This window comes from Streptomyces sp. NPDC002324, assembly GCF_053593335.1.
In genome coordinates, this window is the sequence record NZ_JBSFCF010000019.1 from 1 (window position 1) to 18066 (window position 18066).

Sequence of the window (18066 nt, forward strand, 5' to 3'; positions counted from 1 at the left end):
CCGGGGCCGGGCCCCCGGGGCGCCCGGGGCCCGGCCCGCTTCCGCCCGCGGCGCACCCCGCCCGCGGGCGCGGCGCGGCCCGCACGTCGCGGGGTGCTGTCGTACTGGCGGCAGTACCTGGCGATCTCACCCTTCTACCTGATCTTCCTGTCCTTCTCCTTCGTCCCCGTCCTGTACTCGCTGTATCTGTCCTTCCAGCGCTACGACGGCCTGGGCACCAAGCAGTTCGTGGGGCTGCAGCAGTTCGAGTTCCTGTGGAGCGACCCGGTCTTCTGGCTGTCGATCCGCAACACCCTGGCGATCTGGGTGCTGTCCACCGTGCCCACCCTCTTCGGCGCCCTGGTGCTGGCGACGCTGCTGCACTCGGTGCGCCGCTTCAAGGGCTTCTACCGCATCGCCCTGTACGTGCCGAACGTGACGTCGATCGTCGCCGTGGCGATCTTCTTCGGCGCGGTGTTCAGCAATGACTTCGGTCTGGTCAACGCGATCCTGGGCGTGGTCGGCATCTCGCCCGTGCCGTGGCTGAGCGACCCGTGGCTGATCAAGGTGGTCATCGCGCTGCTGATGACGTGGATGTGGACCGGCTACAACATGATCATCTATCTGGCCGGCCTCCAGGCCATCCCGCAGTCGGTCTACGAGGCCGCCCGGATGGACGGCGCCGGGCCGATCCGTACGTTCTTCCAGATCACCATCCCGATCCTGCGGCCGATCATCCTGTTCACCGTCGTCATCTCGACCATCAACGGTCTGCAGAGCTTCAGCGAACCCCAGGTCCTCTTCGCCAGCAACGCCGCCAACCAGAACCTCGGCGGACCGGGCCAGGCGGGCCTGACCACGCTGCTGTACTTCTACCAGTCGGCCTTCCTCGACAACGACTACGGCTACGGCGCGGCCATCGTGTGGGCCTTCTTCGTCCTGATCATCGTGCTCGTCGTCGTCAACTGGCGGATCGTGCAACGAGGGAGGAAGTCATGACGACAGCCGCCACGCCACGGCCGGCCACGGCCGCGAAGCGGATCAGCCGCCCCAGGGGCCTGTCCGCGCACGTCTTCCTCGGCGTCGCCGTCCTGATCTCGGTCTTCCCCTTCGTGTGGACGATCGTGATGGCGACCAACACCACCCGTGACATCTACAAGAGCCCGCCGAAGCTGACCTTCGGCTCCCATCTGCTGGAGAACATCCGGGGTGTGCTCCACACGGTCGACTTCTTCGGGTCGATGCTCAACACGGTCGTCGTCGCGGCCGTCACCACGGTGCTGGTGCTGTTCGTCGACTCCCTGGCGGCCTTCGCCTTCGCCAAGTTCGAGTTCCCCGGGCGCAGGCTCCTCTTCGGCACGCTGCTGGTGTTCATGATGCTGCCGCTCCAGCTGGCCGTCCTGCCGCAGTTCATCCTGATGTCCGAGCTGGGCTGGGTCGGCATGCTCAAGGCACTGGTCTGGCCCGCCCTGTCCAACGCCTTCGGCATCTTCTGGCTCCGCCAGTACATCGAGACCGGTGTGCCCGACGAGCTGCTCGACGCGGCGCGCATCGACGGCGCCGGCTTCTTCCGGCAGTACTGGAACGTCGCGCTGCCGATGATCAAGCCCGCGATGTCCTTCCTCGCCATCTACGCCTTCGTCGGTGCCTGGAACGACTACGTCTGGCCCCTGATCGTGCTCACCGACCCGCAGCACGTCACGCTCCAGGTGGAGCTGGCCCAGCTCAACGTCGGCCACAACACCGACTACAGCATGGTCATGGCCGGGGTCCTGATGGCGTCCCTCCCGCTGGTCGCCGTCTTCGCGATCTTCGCGCGCGGGTTCATCGCGGGCGCCACCGAGGGCGCCGTACAGGGCAGCTGAACCGACCGCTCCCGAGGAAGGTGCGAGATGGCGGACGCCGACGGCGCCGGGCGGCAGGGACGCGGCAAGGTGCTCGTGGTGGGGATGGACGGGCTGCGCTACGACCGGCTGCCCCGGCCCCCGGCGGGCCCGTCCCGCCCGCCGGCCACGGCGCCCGTGCTGCACGGCCTGATGGCCGCGGGCGCCCACGGCAGCAGCCTGCTGCCCTACGGCGAGGTGGACGGCCAGGCCGAAGGCGGACCGTCCACCAGCATGGCCTACACCGACTCCGGACCCGGCTGGTCCAGCGTGCTGACCGGGGTGTGGCCCGACCGGCACGGCGTGACCGGCAACGACTTCGCCGGCGCCGACTACGCCCGCCACCCCGACTTCCTCAGCCGTGCCGCCACCGCGCGGCCCGGCCTGCGTACGGCGGCCGTGGTGTCCTGGCCGGAGCTGGTGCGCCGGGGCGCCCTCGGCCCGGCCGTCGGCAGGCGCGTGGTGCACGACGGCGAGTCGGACGGATACGAGGACGCGGACCGCCTCGTGGCCGACACCGCCGAGCGGTGGATCACGCAGGACGACGCGGACGCCCTGTTCGTGTACTTCGGCGCCACCGACGAGGCCGGCCACTCGGCGGGCCCCCTCGGTCCCGCGTACGACCGCGCGCTGCTCGCCCAGGACGCCCACCTCGGTCGGCTGCTCGACGCGATCGCGGCCCGCCGCCGCGACACCCGCCGCGCGGACGAGCGCTGGACGGTCCTGGTCACCACCGACCACGGGCACCTCGACACCGGCGGCCACGGCGGCGACACCCGCGCCGAGCGGGAGGTGTTCGTGGTCCTCGCCGAGCCCGGTACGCCCGCGGGTACCCGGATGGACTCGCCACGCCTCGTCGACCTCGCCCCCACCGCCCTGGACCGGCTCGGCATCCCCGTCGACCCCGCCTGGGGCCTGCGGGGCCGTGTCCTGCCCCGGCCGGCCGCCTCCCCCTCCTCGCCCCCTACTCCGGAACGGTCATGACCGACGCACTCTTCGCCCTGCGCCCCTGGGAAGCCCCCGAGGTGACCTCCTGGCGGCGGCTGCCCATGAACGCCGTCGACCGGCGCGACCGGGCCCTGTCGCTCGACGGCCGGTGGCGGTTCCAGCTGCTGCCCTCGCCCGACCGGGAGCCCGGCCCCGGCTGGTCCTCGGCCGAACTCCCCGGCTCCTGGGCGCTCCACGCGGCGGAGGACCCGCCGCAGTACACCAACGTCCGTATGCCGTGGCCTCAGTTCCCGCCCGACTCGCCGCCCGAGAACCCGACCGGTGTGTACGAGCGGGAGGTCGACATACCCGCCGACTGGGCCGGACGCCGGATCGTCCTGCACGTCGGGGCGGCCGAGAGCGTGCTGCTCGTCCATGTCGACGGGCGGCCGGCAGGTCTCTCCAAGGACTCCCACCTGGCCACCGAGTTCGACCTGTCCGCACTGGTCCGGCCCGGCCGGCGGGCCACCGTGCGGCTCACGGTGGTGAAGTGGTCCGACGCCTCGCACATCGAGGACCAGGACCAGTGGTGGCTCGGCGGGATCACCCGCCCGGTGCTGCTGTACGCCACCGATCCGCTGTATCTCGCGGACGTGGGCGTGCGGGCGAGCCGCGACGGGGAACTGCGGGTGGACTGCCGGGTGCGCTCGGCGGCGGGGACGGGGACAGGCGCGCTGCCCGCCGGGTGGTACGTCAGCGGGGAGCTGGACGGCCGGGAGCTGGCGCAGGACCGGGAGTTCGACCGGTGCAACGCGGAGGACGACCGGGTCTCCGACTTCCTCGGCGAGGCCCGCATGGGCACGGTCGTCCCCGGCGTACGGACCTGGACCGCCGAGACCCCCGAGCTGTACGGCCTCACCGTCCGGCTGCACCGCGCGGACGGCACGGTCGCCGACACCTCCCACCACCGGGTCGGCTTCCGCGACGTCGAGATCAGCGGCCGGGACCTGTTGGTCAACGGGGAGCGCGTCTACATCCGGGGCGTGAACCGGCACGACTTCCATCCGCTGACGGGGCGGACGGTGTCGTACGAGGACATGCGCGCGGACCTGCTGACGCTGAAGCGGTTCGGGTTCAACGCGATCCGCACCTCCCACTGTCCGGGCGACCCGGCGCTGTACGACCTCACGGACGAACTCGGCTTCTACGTCGTGGACGAGGCGGACATCGAGTCCCACGACCACGCCCATGAGATCGCCGACGACCCGCGCTATCTGAACGCCTTCGTGGACCGCGTCTCCCGGATGGTCCTGCGGGACCGGAACCACCCGTCGGTGATCGTCTGGTCGCTGGGCAACGAGTCCGACTACGGCGCCAACCACGACGCGGCGGCGGGCTGGCTGCGGCGGCACGACCCGACGCGGCCGGTGCAGTACGAGGGGGCGGCCAAGCTGGACTGGGCGGCGACGGACGACGCCTCCGACATCGCCTGCCCGATGTACGCGCCCATCGAGGACTGTGTGGCGCACGCGCTGTCGGGCGAGCAGACCAGGCCGCTGATCCAGTGCGAGTACTCGCACGCCATGGGCAACAGCAACGGCACCCTCGCCGACACGTGGGCGGCCATCGAGGCCACACCAGGTCTTCAGGGCGGGTTCATCTGGGAGTTCTGGGACCACGGCATCCTCCAGCGTGTGAACGACGGACGACCGGCCGGGCGTGGGGGCGCCGGGCTGTACGAGAACGGCGTCGCCGGACCCGGCCTGCGCTGGGCCTACGGCGGTGACTTCGGCGAGACGATCCACGACGGCGCCTTCATCGCCGACGGGGTGGTCTTCCCCGACCGCACGCCCAAACCGGTGATGTTCGAACACCGGGAGATCGCCGCCCCGGTGCGGCTGTCCGTGGAGGGCGAGGGCACCTGGCGGGTGCTGCGGGTGCACAACCGGCAGCACTTCCGCGACCTGTCGTGGCTGGCCGCCGAGTGGGAGTTCGCGGCGGCCGACGGCGGCACCTGGACTCTGCCGGCCCAGCTGCCGGACGTACCGCCCGGCGGCTCGGCGGTGATCGACCGGCCCGAGCCGGCGGGCGGGGCCGGCGAGATCTGGCTGACCCTGCGGGTGACGACGGCCGCCGACGAGCCCTGGGCCTCGCGCGGCACCGAGGTGTGCTGCCCGCAGGTCCGCTGGTACCCGGCGGAGGAGGGCGAGCCGGTGGTGGGCGCCGAGGAGGACCCGGGGCACGTCCCCCCGCCGGAGACGGACGAGGCGGGGCTGCTGCTGCACCCGCTGCTGGCCTCCCCGCCGGTCCTGAGCCTGTGGCGGGCCCCGACCGACAACGACGTCCTCGGCGGCATGGCCGAGCGCTGGCGCGCATGGGGGCTGGACCGCGCCGAGCGCGAGCTGGTCGCCGTGGAGCGCAAGGGGTCCACCGTGCGGGTGCGGTCCCGCTGGGCGACGGGCGCCGGGGTCGTCGAGCACGAGCAGGCGTGCACGGCGCTGGTGGACGGCCGGGTCCTCGTGGAGGAGACGGCGGTGCTGCCCGAGGAGCTGACGGACGTGGCCCGCGTCGGCACGGTGTTCGAGACCGAGGACGGTTTCGACCAGCTCGCCTGGTACGGGCAGGGCCCCTGGGAGAGCTACCCGGACCGGGCGGCCGGAGCGCCCGTCGGACACCACGTCGCCCCCGTGGACGCGCTGTTCACCCCCTATCTGCGTCCGCAGGAGAGCGGAGGCCGGCACGGTGTCCGGCACTTCACGCTCTCCGGCGGTGGCCACGCCCTGTCGGTACGGCTCGACGGCCCCCGGCAGGTCTCGGTCACCCGACACCGCGCGAGGGACCTGGTGGCCGCCGCGCACCACGACGAACTGACACCCCGGCCGGGCTGCGTGGTCCACATCGACGCGGCGCACCGGGGCCTCGGCACCGCCTCCTGCGGTCCGGACACCTCGCCCGCCTACCTCGTCCCGCCGGGCGTCCACCGCTGGTCGTGGACGTTGCGGGCGCTCTGACCCACGAACCCTCTTCCACGGAGTCACTGTGTGCATCTCGCACGAACCGGGGCAGGAGTCTGCCCACGCCCACTCGGGCAGACGCAACTTCCTGCGTGCCACGGCCCTGCTGGGCGCGGCCGCGACCGTCGCGCTGCCCACCGCCACGGCACAGGCGGCGCCCCGGCGCCCGAAGCCCGACCCCGGAAGCCGCCGCTTCACGCTCGCCGTCATGCCCGACACCCAGTACCTCTTCGACGGACCGAGCATCGACGAAAAGCCCGTGGAGGCGTCCCTGAAGTACCTCCTGGAGCACGGTGAGGAGGAGAACATCGTGTTCCTGTCCCACCTCGGCGACCTCACCCAGAACGGCACCGCGCAGGAGACCGCGGCGATCGGCGGCGCGTTCCGGCTGCTCGACCGCCAGGGCGTCGGCTACAGCGTCCTCGCGGGCAACCACGACGTGCGCTCCTCCACCGACGACCAGCGGGGTCCGACCCCGTACCTCGACGAGTTCGGGCCGGACCGCTTCGAGGGCCGGCCCACCTTCGGCGGGGCCTCGCCGGACGGCTACAACTCCTTCCACCTGTTCGAGGCGGGCGGCCGGGAGTGGATGGTGCTCGCCCTGGACTGGCGGCTGTCCGCGAAGGGGGTCGCCTGGGCGAAGGACGTCCTGGCCCGGCACCCGAGGACCCCGGTGGTCCTCACCACGCACGAGCTGGTCGACGGGGACGACTCCCTCTCCCCGTACGGGCAGACGCTGTGGGACCGGCTGGTCAAGGACCACGACCAGATCTTCCTCACCCTCAACGGGCACTACTGGCCGGCGGCGCGCGCGACGCGGAAGAACACCGCTGACAACGATGTCCATCTGCATCTCACGAACTACCAGAACCGGTACTTCGGCGGCGCGGCGATGATCCGTCTCTACCGTTTCGACCTCGACCGCAACACCATCGACGTGGAGACGGTCTCCCCGTGGATCCTGGGCCGGGCCGCCGAGGGGCTCAACGAGCTGGAGCGGCAGGAGAGCGAACTCACCGGCGACGCCGACCGGTTCACGGTCGAGATCGACTTCGACGAGCGGTTCGCCGGCTTCGCGCCCATGCCCGCGCGTCCGTCGCGTCCGGTCGCGCGGATGCTGGTGCCCGGCACGGTCGCGTACTGGCGCTTCGACGGGCAGGAGGACGGAGCGGCCGTCGGCGGCACGGTCCGTGACCGCTCGGGCCACGGCAACGACCTCGCTCTGGTCACCGTGGGCGGCGGCACGCTCACCTGGTCCGCCGACCACCACCCCGACCAGCCCGGCCACGGCAGTCTGGAGTTCCACGGCGGCAAGCCCCCGCTGAAGGGCGCGTATCTGCGGACGGTCGACGGAGCGCCGCTGAACTCCAAGACGTTCAAGGACGGTTACACCATCGAGGCGTTCTACCGCCTGCCAGCCGACTGGAACCCCTCGAACCACGCCTGGGCCGGCCTCCTCGGCCGGACCGGCACGGGCGGCGCGGCGGGCAAGACCGCCGACGACCCCGACGAGCCGCTGGCCACGCTGTCGCTGTCGAACGACCGGGAGCCGCAGTGGGCGGTGCGCCCGCTCAACCAGCAGGGCATCGCGACCAACTGGGGGCAGGAGACCCCGCTGGAGACGTGGTGGCACCTCGGAATCGTCAACGACGGGAAGCGCACCACGCTCTACGTGCAGGGCTGCCCGGTCGTGCGCAACCCGAAGGCGAGGGCCGTCGGGCTGACCTCGGTCGGACTGCCGTGGATCCTCGGCGGCTACGAGTACGCCGGGAAGATCGACCAGATCCTGCACGGGCGTCTCGGTGACGTCCGCATCGTCGAACGGGCGCTGCCCGTCGAGTCGTTCATGAACCACTGAGACGCGAAGGAACACCGATCATGTCCGACCTGTCCGCCACACCCGAGCAGCAGCTGCCCACCTGGGCCGATCCGTCCGTCTCCGCCGCCGACCTCGACGCACAGGGGGTGTCGCGCCGCGGGCTCCTGCGCGGCGCGGGCCTGTTCGGCGCCGCCTTCGCGATGGGTTCCACGGGCGCCCTGGCGGCACCGGCCTCCGCCGCGTCCCGCCCCTACGGCGGCGAGGACCCGCGCCTCGCCTACCTCGTCGGCGACCACCACATCCACACCGTCTACAGCCACGACGCCAAGTACACGTTCTCCCAACTGGCCGCCGCGGGCGCGAAGTACGGCCTCGACTGGATGGTGTTCACCGAGCACTCCAACTTCGGGCACGCCGACTTCGGGGCCGCGCTGGAGCACCAGGAGATCCTCGAGGCACGGGCCGAGAATCCCCGGCAGCTGATCTTCCAGGGTCTGGAGTGGTACATCCCGGCCGCCGAGCACTGCACGGTCTTCACGACGCCCGGCCGGCACGAGGTCGACCTCCTCACCCGCTTCGAGCGCGCCTACGACGGCAAGCTGCTGAACTACACGGACGGTTCCGCGGGCGGCACGGACACCGCCCGCAACGAGGCGCACGCGGTGAACGCGATCAAGTGGCTCGCCGAACAACGCCGTTCCGGCTACGTGGACGACGTGCTGGTCCTCGCCAACCACCCGTTGCGCCTCGGCATCGACTCTCCGCACGAGCTGCGCAACTGGCGGGACGCGGCGCCCGAGATCATGATCGGCATGGAGGGCGCGCCGGGCGCCCAGGGCGCGGCGATCCCCGGCTGGCGGGGGGCCACCTCGATACGCGGCGAGTACGAGAACAAGCCGTCGGCCCAGTCCTGGCCCGGTTACCCGGCGCAGGCGTTCCTCACGTACGGCGGTTTCGACTGGGCGACGGCGACCGTGGGCGGCCTCTGGGACGCCATGCTGGCCGAGGGCAGGCTGTTCTCGGTCACCACCAACTCCGACGCCCACCGGATCGTCTTCGACACCTGGCGGAACGGCGACTGGCCGGCCGGACAGAACTTCGACAACACGGGCAAGCTGCCCGACCCGGTGAACACCGACGCCCCGCAGCCCGGCAGCGACTTCTGGCCCGGCCAGTTCAGCCGCACCCACGTGGGCGTGACCCGCTACGGGTACCGCGCGGTGATGAGGGGCCTGCGCGAGGGCCGCGTCTGGGTCGACCACGGCCACCTGCTCGACGGCCTCGACGTCCGGGTGAAGCGCGACCGCAGCCCCGGCCGGGGCGTCACCCTGGGTGGCCGGCTGCGGGTCCGCAAGGGCGAGAAGCTCACCCTGGAGGTGACGGTGACGACCGCCTCGCGCCCCAACTCCCAGGGAATGCTGCCCGAGTTGGCCCATGTCGACGTCATCCGGGGCGCGGTGCTCGGCCCGGTGACCGACCGGGACGCCTGGCAGGCCCCCGCCACCAAGGTCGTCCACACGAAGGACGTCAGCGGCCGCAAGGGCACGTACACCCTGCGCATCCCGGTCACGGCCGGGGACGAGTCCTTCTACCTCCGCCTGCGGGGCAGCGACGGCAGGCGCAACGGGGCCGGTTACCTGGGAGCGTCCGTGGACCCGCACGGCCCGATCCCGCACGCGCCGGGCGACGGGAACCCGTGGGAGGACACGTGGTTCTACTCCAACCCGGTGTTCGTGGACATACGGTGAACACCAGGGCCTGACAGGGCGTGGGGAACCGCGCGACCGCCACGACGGTCCCACGGTTCCCCACGACGCCCTACGCGTAGAACCTGGACAGGCTCTGCAGCACGGCCGCCGGCTTCGGCGCCCCCTCGATCTCGATCGTGCCGTCGACGGTGATCTGGACGCCGCCCGGCACGTCCTCCACCGACGCCAGCTTGCCGACGAGGCGGATCTTGGACCCCACCTTGACCGGCGAGGGGAACCGCACCTTGTTCAGACCGTAGTTGACCTTCGTCGACACACCCTCGACGTCCAGCAGTTCGGTGAACAGCGGGATGAACAGCGACAGGGTCAGGTAGCCGTGGGCGATCGGCGCGCCGAAGGGGCCCTCGGCCGCCTTCTCGGGGTCGACGTGGATCCACTGGTGGTCCCCGGTCGCGTCGGCGAAGGTGTCGATGCGCTCCTGGGTGACCTCGATCCACTCGCTGGTGCCGAGGTCGCTGCCCGCGAGCTTCTTCAGCTCGTCGATGCCGTTCACGGTGATGCTCATGGGGCGTTCCTTGTCTGGGAGTCGGTGCGTCTAGGAGTCGGTCCCGTAGCGCTTGCGCACCCGGGCCTTGAGGAGCTTCCCGGAGGCGGTGCGCGGAAGTTCGTCCGCGATCACCACCGACTTCGGGATCTTGTACTTGGCGAGCCGCCCGGCCAGGGAGGCCAGTACCTCGTCGGCGTCCAGGACGCAGCCCTCGCGCGGCACGACGACCGCGCGCGGCACCTCGCCCCACTTGTCGTCGGGGATGCCGATGACCGCGCACTCGACGATGTCGGGGTGGGCGAGGAGCTGGTCCTCGATCTCGGCGGGGTAGATGTTCTCGCCGCCGGAGATGATCATGTCCTTGATGCGGTCGACGATGAAGACGTAGCCGTCCTCGTCGACGCGGGCGGCGTCCCCGCTGCGGAACCAGCCGTCGGCGAAGACGGCGGCCGTCTCCTCGGGCAGGCCCCAGTAGCCGGGCATGACGTGCGGTCCGCGGACCACGACCTCGCCGGGCTCGTCGATGTCGACCGGCGTCATGTCCGGCCGTACGACCCGCACATCGCTGAAGAAGTGCGGCACACCCGCCGAGCCCGCCTTGCTGACGGCGTGCTCGGCGTCGAGGAAGAGCGTGCCGGGGGCCGCCTCCGTCATGCCGTAGCCCTGGAGGAAGGTGAGTCCGCGCTCCTGGAAGCGGGCGATGAGCGGGGTCGGTACCGGGGAACCGCCGCAGGACAGCATCCTGAGCGACGACAGGTCGGCGTCGGCCCAGCGCGGGTGCCGGGCGATCTGGTCGAACATGGTCGGCACGCCGAACATGAACGTGATCCGGTGGCGTTCGATCAGGTCGAAGGTGGCGTCCGGGTCGAAGGACTCGACCAGGACGCAGGTGCCGCCCTTGAGCAGCACGGGCAGGGTGAGCATGTTCAGCCCGGCCGTGTGGAACAACGGGGCGGAGACCAGGGCGCGTTCGTCGGTGATGACGTCCTGGTCGACGAGCACGTTGACGGCGTTCCAGATGATGTTGCCGTGGGTGAGCATCGCGCCCTTGGGGCGGCCCGTCGTCCCCGAGGTGTACATGATGATGCAGGTGTCGTCGGCGGTGACGGGCTGGTCGATCGGCTCGGACTCGGCCCCGGCGAGGAGCGCCTCGTACTCCGCGCCGGTCTCCAGGAACGTCCGCACGTCGGTGCCGTCGCCGGGCAGTCCGGCGACGAGCCCGGTGAAAGCGGGCCCGTACACCAGTGCCTTGGCCCCGGAGTCCGCCAGCTGGTAGGCGATCTCGGGGCCCGCGAGGCGGGTGTTGAGCGGGACGAAGACCGCGCCGAGGGTGCCGGCGGCGAACAGCGTCTCCAGGTACGAGGGGTGGTTGGGCCCCAGGTAGGCGACACGGTCGCCGCGGCGCACGCCGGAGGCGCGCAGGGCGTGGGCGAGGCGCGTGGTGCGCTCGAACAGCTCTTTGTAGGTGAGGCTCGTGTCGCCGTGGATCAGCGCGGTGCGCTGGGGGGTCTTGCGGGCACGGCGGGCGGGCCACGATCCCAGTCCCTCATTGCGCATGTCTGTGCCCCTGTCCGTCGTTGCACATGGGGGTGTCCCTCACGGTCTCGTCATGGCTTCGTCGTGACGGCCACGGTCATGGCTTCGTCAGTCCGAGCAGCCGGGCGGCGTTCTCCTTCAGGATCTTCGGCCTGACCTCGTCCTTGATCGGCAGCTTCGCGAAGTCAGCGAGCCAGCGGTCGGGGGTGAGGACGGGGTAGTCGGAGCCGAAGAGGACCTTGTCCTTGAGCAGGGTGTTCGCGTACTGCACGAGCTGCGGCGGGAAGTACTTCGGTGACCAGCCGGACAGGTCGATGTGCACGCCCGGCTTGTGCGTGGCGACCGCCAGCGCCTCGTCCTGCCAGGGGAAGGACGGGTGCGCGAGAATGATCTTGAGGTGCGGGAAGTCGGCGGCCACGTCGTCGACGTGCAGCGGGTTGGAGTACTTCAGGCGGATGCCGCCGCCACCGGGCACGCCGGCGCCGATGCCCGTCTGGCCGGTGTGGAAGAGGGCGATCGTGCCCGTCTCCTCGATGACCTCGTACAGGGCGTACGCCACCGCGCGGTCGTTGGGGAAGAAGCCCTGGACGCTGGGGTGGAACTTGAAGCCCCTGACCCCGTACTCCTCGACCAGCCGCCGGGCCTGCTTCACGCCCGCCTTGCCGCGGAAGGGGTCGATGGAGGCGAAGGGGATCAGCACGTCCGCGTTGGCGGCGGCCGCCTCGGCGACCTCCTCGTTGGGGACGGGCTCGGTGCCGGTCGCGGACTCGGCGTCGACCGTGAAGATCACGGCGGCCATCTTCCGCTCGCGGTAGTAGGCGGCCGTCTCCTCCAGGGTCGGCTTCCGCTTGCCCTCGACCTTGAAGTACGCGGAGGAGGCGTCGTGCAGGTCGTCGGCCAGGGAGGCGTGGCCCTTGGAGGACACCTCCGCGTGGGTGTGGACGTCGATCGCGACCAGCTCGTCCACGTTCATGACGGGTTCCGCGGCAGTCATCACGCCTCCGGGATCTTCGGGGCGGGGACGCCCACGGTCTGCGGTTCGGCGCCCAGGGAGGTCGGCCACACGTCGGCCAGGGCCTCGGGGGTCCAGCCGCCGTTCGCGTACGCCGTCTTGATCTCCTGCGGGTGCGACCAGAGTGCCACCTTGTCACCGCCGATGCCGATGGCCTGGCCGGTGACTCCGCGCGCCGCCTCGGAGGCGAGGAACGGGATCAGGGCCGCGCAGTCCTCGGGGGTGCCGAAGCCCTCGCCCTTGCGCAGGAAGTCCGGGAACGGCTTGCCCTCGCGCAGCGCCTCGACGTACGGGGCGAAGACCGGGATGGTCTCGGTCATCGCGGTGGCGGCGACCGGGACGATCGCGTTGACGGTGATGTTCGCGCGGCCCAGCTCCATCGCCCAGGTACGGGCGAAGGCCGCGATGCCGGCCTTGGCGGCGGCGTAGTTCGTCTGGCCGAAGTTGCCGCGCTGGCCGGCCGGGGAGCCGACGAGGATCAGGGAGCCGCCCTCGCCCTGCTCGCGCATGCGGATCGCGGCGGCGCGGGCGCAGGTGAAGGTGCCCTTGAGGTGGGTGGTGATCACCGCGTCGAAGTCGTCGTCGGACATCTTCCACAGCACCTTGTCGCGCAGGATGCCCGCGTTGGTGACCAGGATGTCGAGTCGCCCGAACTCCTCCACCGCGCGTCCCACCAGCCGGTCGGCGGCCTCGGTCGTGCCGACCGGGACCACCTCGGCCACGGCCTTGCCGCCTGCCTCGGTGAGGGACTTCACGGCCGCTTCGGCCACGGCCTCGTCGATGTCGTTGACGACGACGGAGGCGCCGGCGGCGGCGAGGGCCTGTGCGTAGGCCAGACCGAGGCCACGGCCACTGCCCGTGACGACGGCGACCTTGCCGGTGAGATCGATGCTGGGCACGAGGGGATCCCTTCGGGTGGGGTGCGACGGCGGACGCTGACGAACGCCCGCCGACTGCGGCTACGAGATCGAAGCTAAGAGCAATAGTTGTTGACGTCAATAGTTGTTGTTCCCCGGGCGTTGCGTCATGCTGGGACGGAACACCAGCACGCCCCCTGTCCGGGGCCTCGACCACGGGAGCCCGCCATCGCCCGCCAGCAGACGCAGAACGCCGCCCCGATCGACGCGCGCGAGCCCTGGATGCGCGCCCTGCACGCGGACACGGGCTATCTGCTGTACCGCCTGGGGATGCGGTCCGGGCAGCTGTTCAACTCCTCCCTCCAGGAGTCGGGGCTGCGGCTGCGGCACTACGCGCTGCTGCGCTTCCTGGCCACGTCCCCGGGGGCGCTCCAGCGCGAGCTGAGCGCGTCGCTCGGGTACGACCCGAGCGCGATCGTCGGTCTGGTGGACGACCTGGAGAAACTGAGCTTCGCCGAGCGGCGCCCCGCCCCCGACGACCGCCGCAGCCGGATCGTCGTCCTGACCGAGAACGGCCGCGCCTTCCTGCGGGACACCGACGAGGCCGGACAACGCGTCACGAACGAGCTGCTGGAACCCCTCGACGCCGACGAGCGCGAGACCCTCCACGTACTGCTGCAGAAGGTCGCCGAGGCCGGACTGGGGTGACGCCATGCCGATGACCACCGACGCGCTCCCATGGCCGGGGCCCGTGCCCGGGCAGCCGTCGCCGCCGGGGACCGCGCCCCGGACGGCCGCGCCCGCGTCCGCGGGAGCCGCCCGCTCCGCGCCGGACCGGCTCCTCGCCGTCCTGGCCGCCTTCGACCACGAGCACCCGGCGCTCTCCCTGAGCGACATCGGCCGCCGGGCCGGGCTGTCCCTCACCACGGCCCACCGGCTGGTCGGCGCGCTCACCGAGTGGGGCGCCCTGGAGCGGGACAGCTCCGGGACCTACCACGTCGGCCTGCGCCTGTGGGAGCTGGCCGCGCTCGCCCCGCGCGGGCTCGCGCTGCGCCAGATCGCACTGCCGTACCTGGAGGACCTGTACGAGGCCACACACGAGAACGTGCAGCTCGCGGTACGCGACGGCGACGACGTGGTCTACATCGAGTGGCTCTCCGGGCGCTCGGCCGTCGGCGTCCACATCCGGGTCGGCGCCCGCTGGCCCCTGCACGCCACCGGGGTGGGCCTGGCGCTCCTCGCCCACGGCGACACCGTGTCCCAGGAGACCTACTGCCAGGGGCCGTTGACCTCGTTCACGCCGTACACCATCGCCGACGCGCCCCGGTTGCGGCGCGTCCTGGCCGAGGTGAGGCGCACGGGCGTGGCCGTGAGCAGTCGTCAGGTCACCGAGGACGCGCTGTCGGTGGCCGCGCCGGTACGCGGCCCCGGCGGTGGCGTCGTCGCGGCCGTCTCGGTCGTGGTGCCCCAGGCAGGCGCCCAGGTACCGGTGTTGACACCCGCCGTACGGGTGGCGGCTCGCGGGATCTCCCGCGCCCTGGGCTGGCAGCCGGACGAGCCCCGCCGGGGGTCACTGATCCCGGGCCGGGGCTCGTCCCCCTCGTGAGGGGTGTGCGGGTGGGGCGTCGGGCTCAGGCCGACAGGCCCTCGTAGACGGCCGCGAGGAGCATGAAGGCCCGGTCGTCGGAGAGTCCTTCGTCGATCATCTGGTTCATCACGTACGCCACGGACATCCGGGCGTCGAAGTCGACCAGGACGATCGAGCCGCCCCAGCCGGCCCAGAAACAGGTGCGGGGGTTGGGCAGTTGGCCGCCGTTCAGCCCGTAGCCCATGCCGTAGCGCATCGGCACGCCCAGGACGCTGTCCACGCCGTCGAACTGTTCCTCCAGAACCCGCTCGCAGCCCTTCTCCGACAGCAGCCGCACCCCGCGCGCCGCGCCGCCGCAGGCCAGCAGCGACTGCACGGCGGCGACCGAGCGGGCGTTGCCGTGACCGTTCGCGGCCGGGATCTCGGCGCGGCGCCAGGCGGTCGTGTTGGCGGCACCCTCCGGGATCACCGGGTTGGGCGGCGGACCGCTCCGGGGCGGGGAGGAGGGCGGCGGGATGATCGGCGCCACCCGGTGGTCGTGTTCGGCGGCGAGCCCGATGTGGAAGTCGGCCCCCAGCGGGCCCGTGACCTCCTCGGCGAGGAAGGTGCCGAGGCTGCGGCCGGTGACCCGGCGGACGATCTCCCCGAGCAGATACCCCTGGGTGACCGCGTGGTAACCGGCCTGGGTGCCGGGCTCCCAGGCCGGTGCCTGCGCGGCGAGCCGCGAGGTGACGGTCGGCCAGTCGTACAGGTCCTCCAGCGTCATGGGGGCCTCGAAGCGGGGCAGACCGGCCGTGTGCGCGAGCACATGGCTGACGCGTACGTTCTCCTTGCCCGCCGCCGCGAACTCGGGCCAGTACGTCGCCACCGGCGCATCCAGGTCCAGTACGCCCCGGTCGGCGAGCATCAGCACGCACAGGGCGGTCATCGTCTTGGTGGTGGACCACACATGGGTGAGCGTGTCCCGCTCCCAGGGTGTGGTGCGCGCCGCGTCGGCGTATCCGCCCCACAGGTCGACCACCGGCTCACCGTCCACGAACACGGCGACCGACGCACCCACGTCCTTGTCGTCCAGCGAGGCCGACAGCGCCTCGCGCACTCCGGCGAACCTGTCCGTGCACGTGCCATGAGTCATCGCCATGAGGGGAAGGTAGCGGGGCCTCCCAGGGCGGAGCCATCGAATTGTTCGTCGGCACACCGCCGTTCAGGTCACCGAAGCAGTCGTGCTCGCCGCGGGGCGTCGCCGCCGCGTCCGGCCTTGGAGAGCGACACGAGTGGCGAGTTGTGGCGCACGGGCGCGCTCGACGACCCGGGGGACACCGCGACCGAGCCCCCGCCGCGTGTCCCGCTCGTGGACGACGCGATCGTGGCGACCGCCGGCGCCATGGCGTTCTTCGTGAACCCGGGCGAACCGAAAGCCCGGCCATGCGCGTCCGCCGCCAGGCATCGGGCGCCGTCGGCGGCACCGGCCCCCACTCCTCGGCCGGATACCACCCGAGAACGGCCGATCTTCACAGGGTGAACTCGTCCCTGGCACAAGGACTTTCTCCGCTTTGACTCTTGACGGCCGCGGCGCCGGAGCGCACATTGACCGCACGCTCTTCTTGAGAGCGCTCTCAGGACGGGACTCCACGGAGCGCTCCCCCACCCGCGCATTCACTCCGTACACCCGAAGAGGCCGCTATGAGTGAACCCTCCGGCACACCCCTCGGACGTCGCCGCCCGCTCAGGCGCGCGTTCCTCGCCATGGCCGGCGCGTTGGCGCTGGCCACGGCGTGGGCGACGACCGCGCAGGGCGCCGCCCCCACACCGCCCGCAGGATGGACCCAGGTCTTCGTCGACGACTTCAACGGCACGGCCGGCACCGGCGTCAACACCTCCAACTGGCAGTACGCGAGCGGGACTTCGTATCCCGGCGGCCCCGCCAACTGGGGCACCGGCGAGGTCGAGACCATGACGAACAGCACCAGCAACGTCTCCCTCGACGGCAACGGCAACCTGCGCATCACCCCGGTCCGCGACTCGGCGGGCAGGTGGACGTCCGGCCGCATCGAGACCAACCGCACCGACTTCCAGCCCCCGGCGGGCGGCAAGCTCCGGGTCGAGTCCCGGCTCCAGATGCCGAACGTCACCGGGACGGCCGCCGAGGGCTACTGGCCGGCGTTCTGGATGCTGGGCGCCCCCTACCGGGGCAACTACCAGAACTGGCCGAGCGTCGGCGAGCTGGACATCATGGAGAACGTGCAGGGCCGCAACCAGGTCTGGGCCACGATCCACTGCGGCACCAACCCCGGCGGCCCGTGCAACGAGACGACCGGCATCGGCAACTCCACCGCGTGCCCGGGCACGACCTGCCAGTCCGGCTTCCACACGTACACCATGGAGTGGGACCGCTCGGTGACCCCCGAGACGATCCGGTTCTCCGTCGACGGCACCCAGTTCCATTCGGTCAACGCGGGCCAGGTCGACGCGACCACCTGGTCCAACGCCACCAACCACGGCTTCTTCATCATCCTGAACGTGGCGATGGGCGGCGCCTTCCCGGACGCGTTCGGCGGCGGCCTGGACGGCGACACCCGCTCCGGTGTTCCCATGGTCGTCGACTACGTGCAGGTGCTGTCGGCCGGTGGCGGCACGACCACCCCGCCCCCGACGGGCACCCGTGACGCTTACAGCGCCATCCAGGCCGAGTCGTACAACAGCCAGAGCGGCACCCTCACCGAGACCACGACCGACTCCGGCGGCGGCCAGAACATCGGCGCGCTGGCCAACGGCGACTGGGCGCTGTTCCGAGACGTCGGCTTCGGTACCACGGCCGCGAGGCAGTTCGTCGCCCGCGTGGCCTCCGGCGCCAACTCGGGGGTGAGCGGCCTCGTCGAGGTCAGGCTCGACAGCCGGTCGAACGCGCCGGTGGGCAGTTTCTCGATCGCCGACACCGGGGGCTGGCAGTCCTGGCGGACGGTGCCGGCGAACATCAGCGGGGTCACCGGCACCCATGACGTCTATCTGACCTTCACCAGCGGGCAGTCGCAGGACTTCGTGAACGTGAACTGGTTCAACTTCGGCCGCTGAGCGGCTGGTCGGCACGTACGAGGAGGGGCTTCGCGCATCGGCGCGGAGCCCCTTCCCGCGAAGCACTTCCCCGCGGAGCACTTCCCGCAGAGCCCCTCCCTGCCAGGCCCCCGGCGCTCTCGC

General features: G+C 71.5%; 14 protein-coding genes. 9 read left to right on the forward strand and 5 right to left on the reverse strand.

Going from position 1 to position 18066, the window contains the following annotated elements; translation table 11 throughout:
* Nucleotides 1-93 precede the first annotated feature (93 nt).
* From ACWCRJ_RS23890 to ACWCRJ_RS23915, 6 genes are read left to right on the forward strand one after another with little or no spacing between them, the layout of a single operon-like run.
* A complete protein-coding gene (locus ACWCRJ_RS23890) occupies nt 94-978 on the forward strand; it encodes a carbohydrate ABC transporter permease (protein ID WP_005484753.1) in 885 nt (294 codons plus the stop codon).
* Nucleotides 975-1844, forward strand: coding sequence for a carbohydrate ABC transporter permease (locus ACWCRJ_RS23895; protein ID WP_450941185.1), 870 nt, complete (start codon nt 975-977; stop codon nt 1842-1844). The genes ACWCRJ_RS23890 and ACWCRJ_RS23895 overlap by 4 nt, the downstream gene beginning before the upstream one ends.
* 27 nt (nt 1845-1871) lie before the next feature.
* The gene (locus ACWCRJ_RS23900; protein ID WP_450941186.1) at nt 1872-2846 is read left to right on the forward strand and encodes an alkaline phosphatase family protein; all 975 of its coding nucleotides are present in this window, start codon (nt 1872-1874) and stop codon (nt 2844-2846) included.
* Nucleotides 2843-5800: a glycoside hydrolase family 2 TIM barrel-domain containing protein gene (locus ACWCRJ_RS23905; RefSeq protein ID WP_450941187.1), complete on the forward strand. Its 2958-nt coding sequence runs from the start codon at nt 2843-2845 to the stop codon at nt 5798-5800. Before ACWCRJ_RS23900 ends, ACWCRJ_RS23905 begins: the two co-directional genes overlap by 4 nt.
* Before the next feature lie 28 nt (nt 5801-5828).
* Nucleotides 5829-7661, forward strand: coding sequence for a LamG-like jellyroll fold domain-containing protein (locus ACWCRJ_RS23910; RefSeq protein ID WP_450941188.1), 1833 nt, complete (start codon nt 5829-5831; stop codon nt 7659-7661).
* A 20-nt stretch (nt 7662-7681) separates the two neighbouring features.
* The gene (locus ACWCRJ_RS23915; protein ID WP_450941189.1) at nt 7682-9370 is read left to right on the forward strand and encodes a PHP domain-containing protein; all 1689 of its coding nucleotides are present in this window, start codon (nt 7682-7684) and stop codon (nt 9368-9370) included.
* Between the two features lie 70 nt (nt 9371-9440).
* Here ACWCRJ_RS23915 and ACWCRJ_RS23920 read toward each other — a convergent pair whose 3' ends face one another.
* The 4 genes from ACWCRJ_RS23920 to ACWCRJ_RS23935 form a co-directional block, all read right to left on the reverse strand.
* A complete protein-coding gene (locus tag ACWCRJ_RS23920) occupies nt 9441-9896 on the reverse strand; it encodes a MaoC family dehydratase (RefSeq protein WP_239758770.1) in 456 nt (151 codons plus the stop codon).
* A gap of 30 nt (nt 9897-9926) precedes the next feature.
* Nucleotides 9927-11435 carry an o-succinylbenzoate--CoA ligase gene (gene menE / locus ACWCRJ_RS23925; protein ID WP_450941190.1) on the reverse strand — a complete coding sequence of 503 codons (1509 nt, stop codon included), beginning with the start codon at nt 11433-11435 and terminating at the stop codon, nt 9927-9929.
* A 76-nt stretch (nt 11436-11511) separates the two neighbouring features.
* Entirely contained in the window at nt 11512-12387 is an 876-nt protein-coding gene (locus ACWCRJ_RS23930; RefSeq protein WP_450941306.1) for an amidohydrolase family protein, read from the reverse strand.
* 20 nt (nt 12388-12407) lie between these two features.
* Entirely contained in the window at nt 12408-13325 is a 918-nt protein-coding gene (locus tag ACWCRJ_RS23935) for an SDR family NAD(P)-dependent oxidoreductase (RefSeq protein WP_450941191.1), read from the reverse strand.
* Nucleotides 13326-13565: 240 nt separating this feature from the next.
* Here ACWCRJ_RS23935 and ACWCRJ_RS23940 point away from each other — a divergent pair, with 240 nt between their 5' ends.
* Nucleotides 13566-13991, forward strand: a complete 426-nt coding sequence (locus ACWCRJ_RS23940) for a MarR family winged helix-turn-helix transcriptional regulator (protein WP_005484765.1) — start codon at nt 13566-13568, stop codon at nt 13989-13991.
* Between the two features lie 4 nt (nt 13992-13995).
* Nucleotides 13996-14889, forward strand: coding sequence for an IclR family transcriptional regulator (locus ACWCRJ_RS23945; RefSeq protein WP_450941192.1), 894 nt, complete (start codon nt 13996-13998; stop codon nt 14887-14889).
* A 25-nt stretch (nt 14890-14914) separates the two neighbouring features.
* Here the strand turns inward: ACWCRJ_RS23945 and ACWCRJ_RS23950 are convergent, their stop codons facing one another.
* The gene (locus tag ACWCRJ_RS23950; RefSeq protein WP_450941193.1) at nt 14915-16012 is read right to left on the reverse strand and encodes a serine hydrolase domain-containing protein; all 1098 of its coding nucleotides are present in this window, start codon (nt 16010-16012) and stop codon (nt 14915-14917) included.
* A gap of 542 nt (nt 16013-16554) precedes the next feature.
* Between ACWCRJ_RS23950 and ACWCRJ_RS23955 the strand changes: the two genes are divergently transcribed.
* Nucleotides 16555-17943: a glycoside hydrolase family 16 protein gene (locus ACWCRJ_RS23955; protein WP_450941194.1), complete on the forward strand. Its 1389-nt coding sequence runs from the start codon at nt 16555-16557 to the stop codon at nt 17941-17943.
* Nucleotides 17944-18066: the final 123 nt, after the last annotated feature.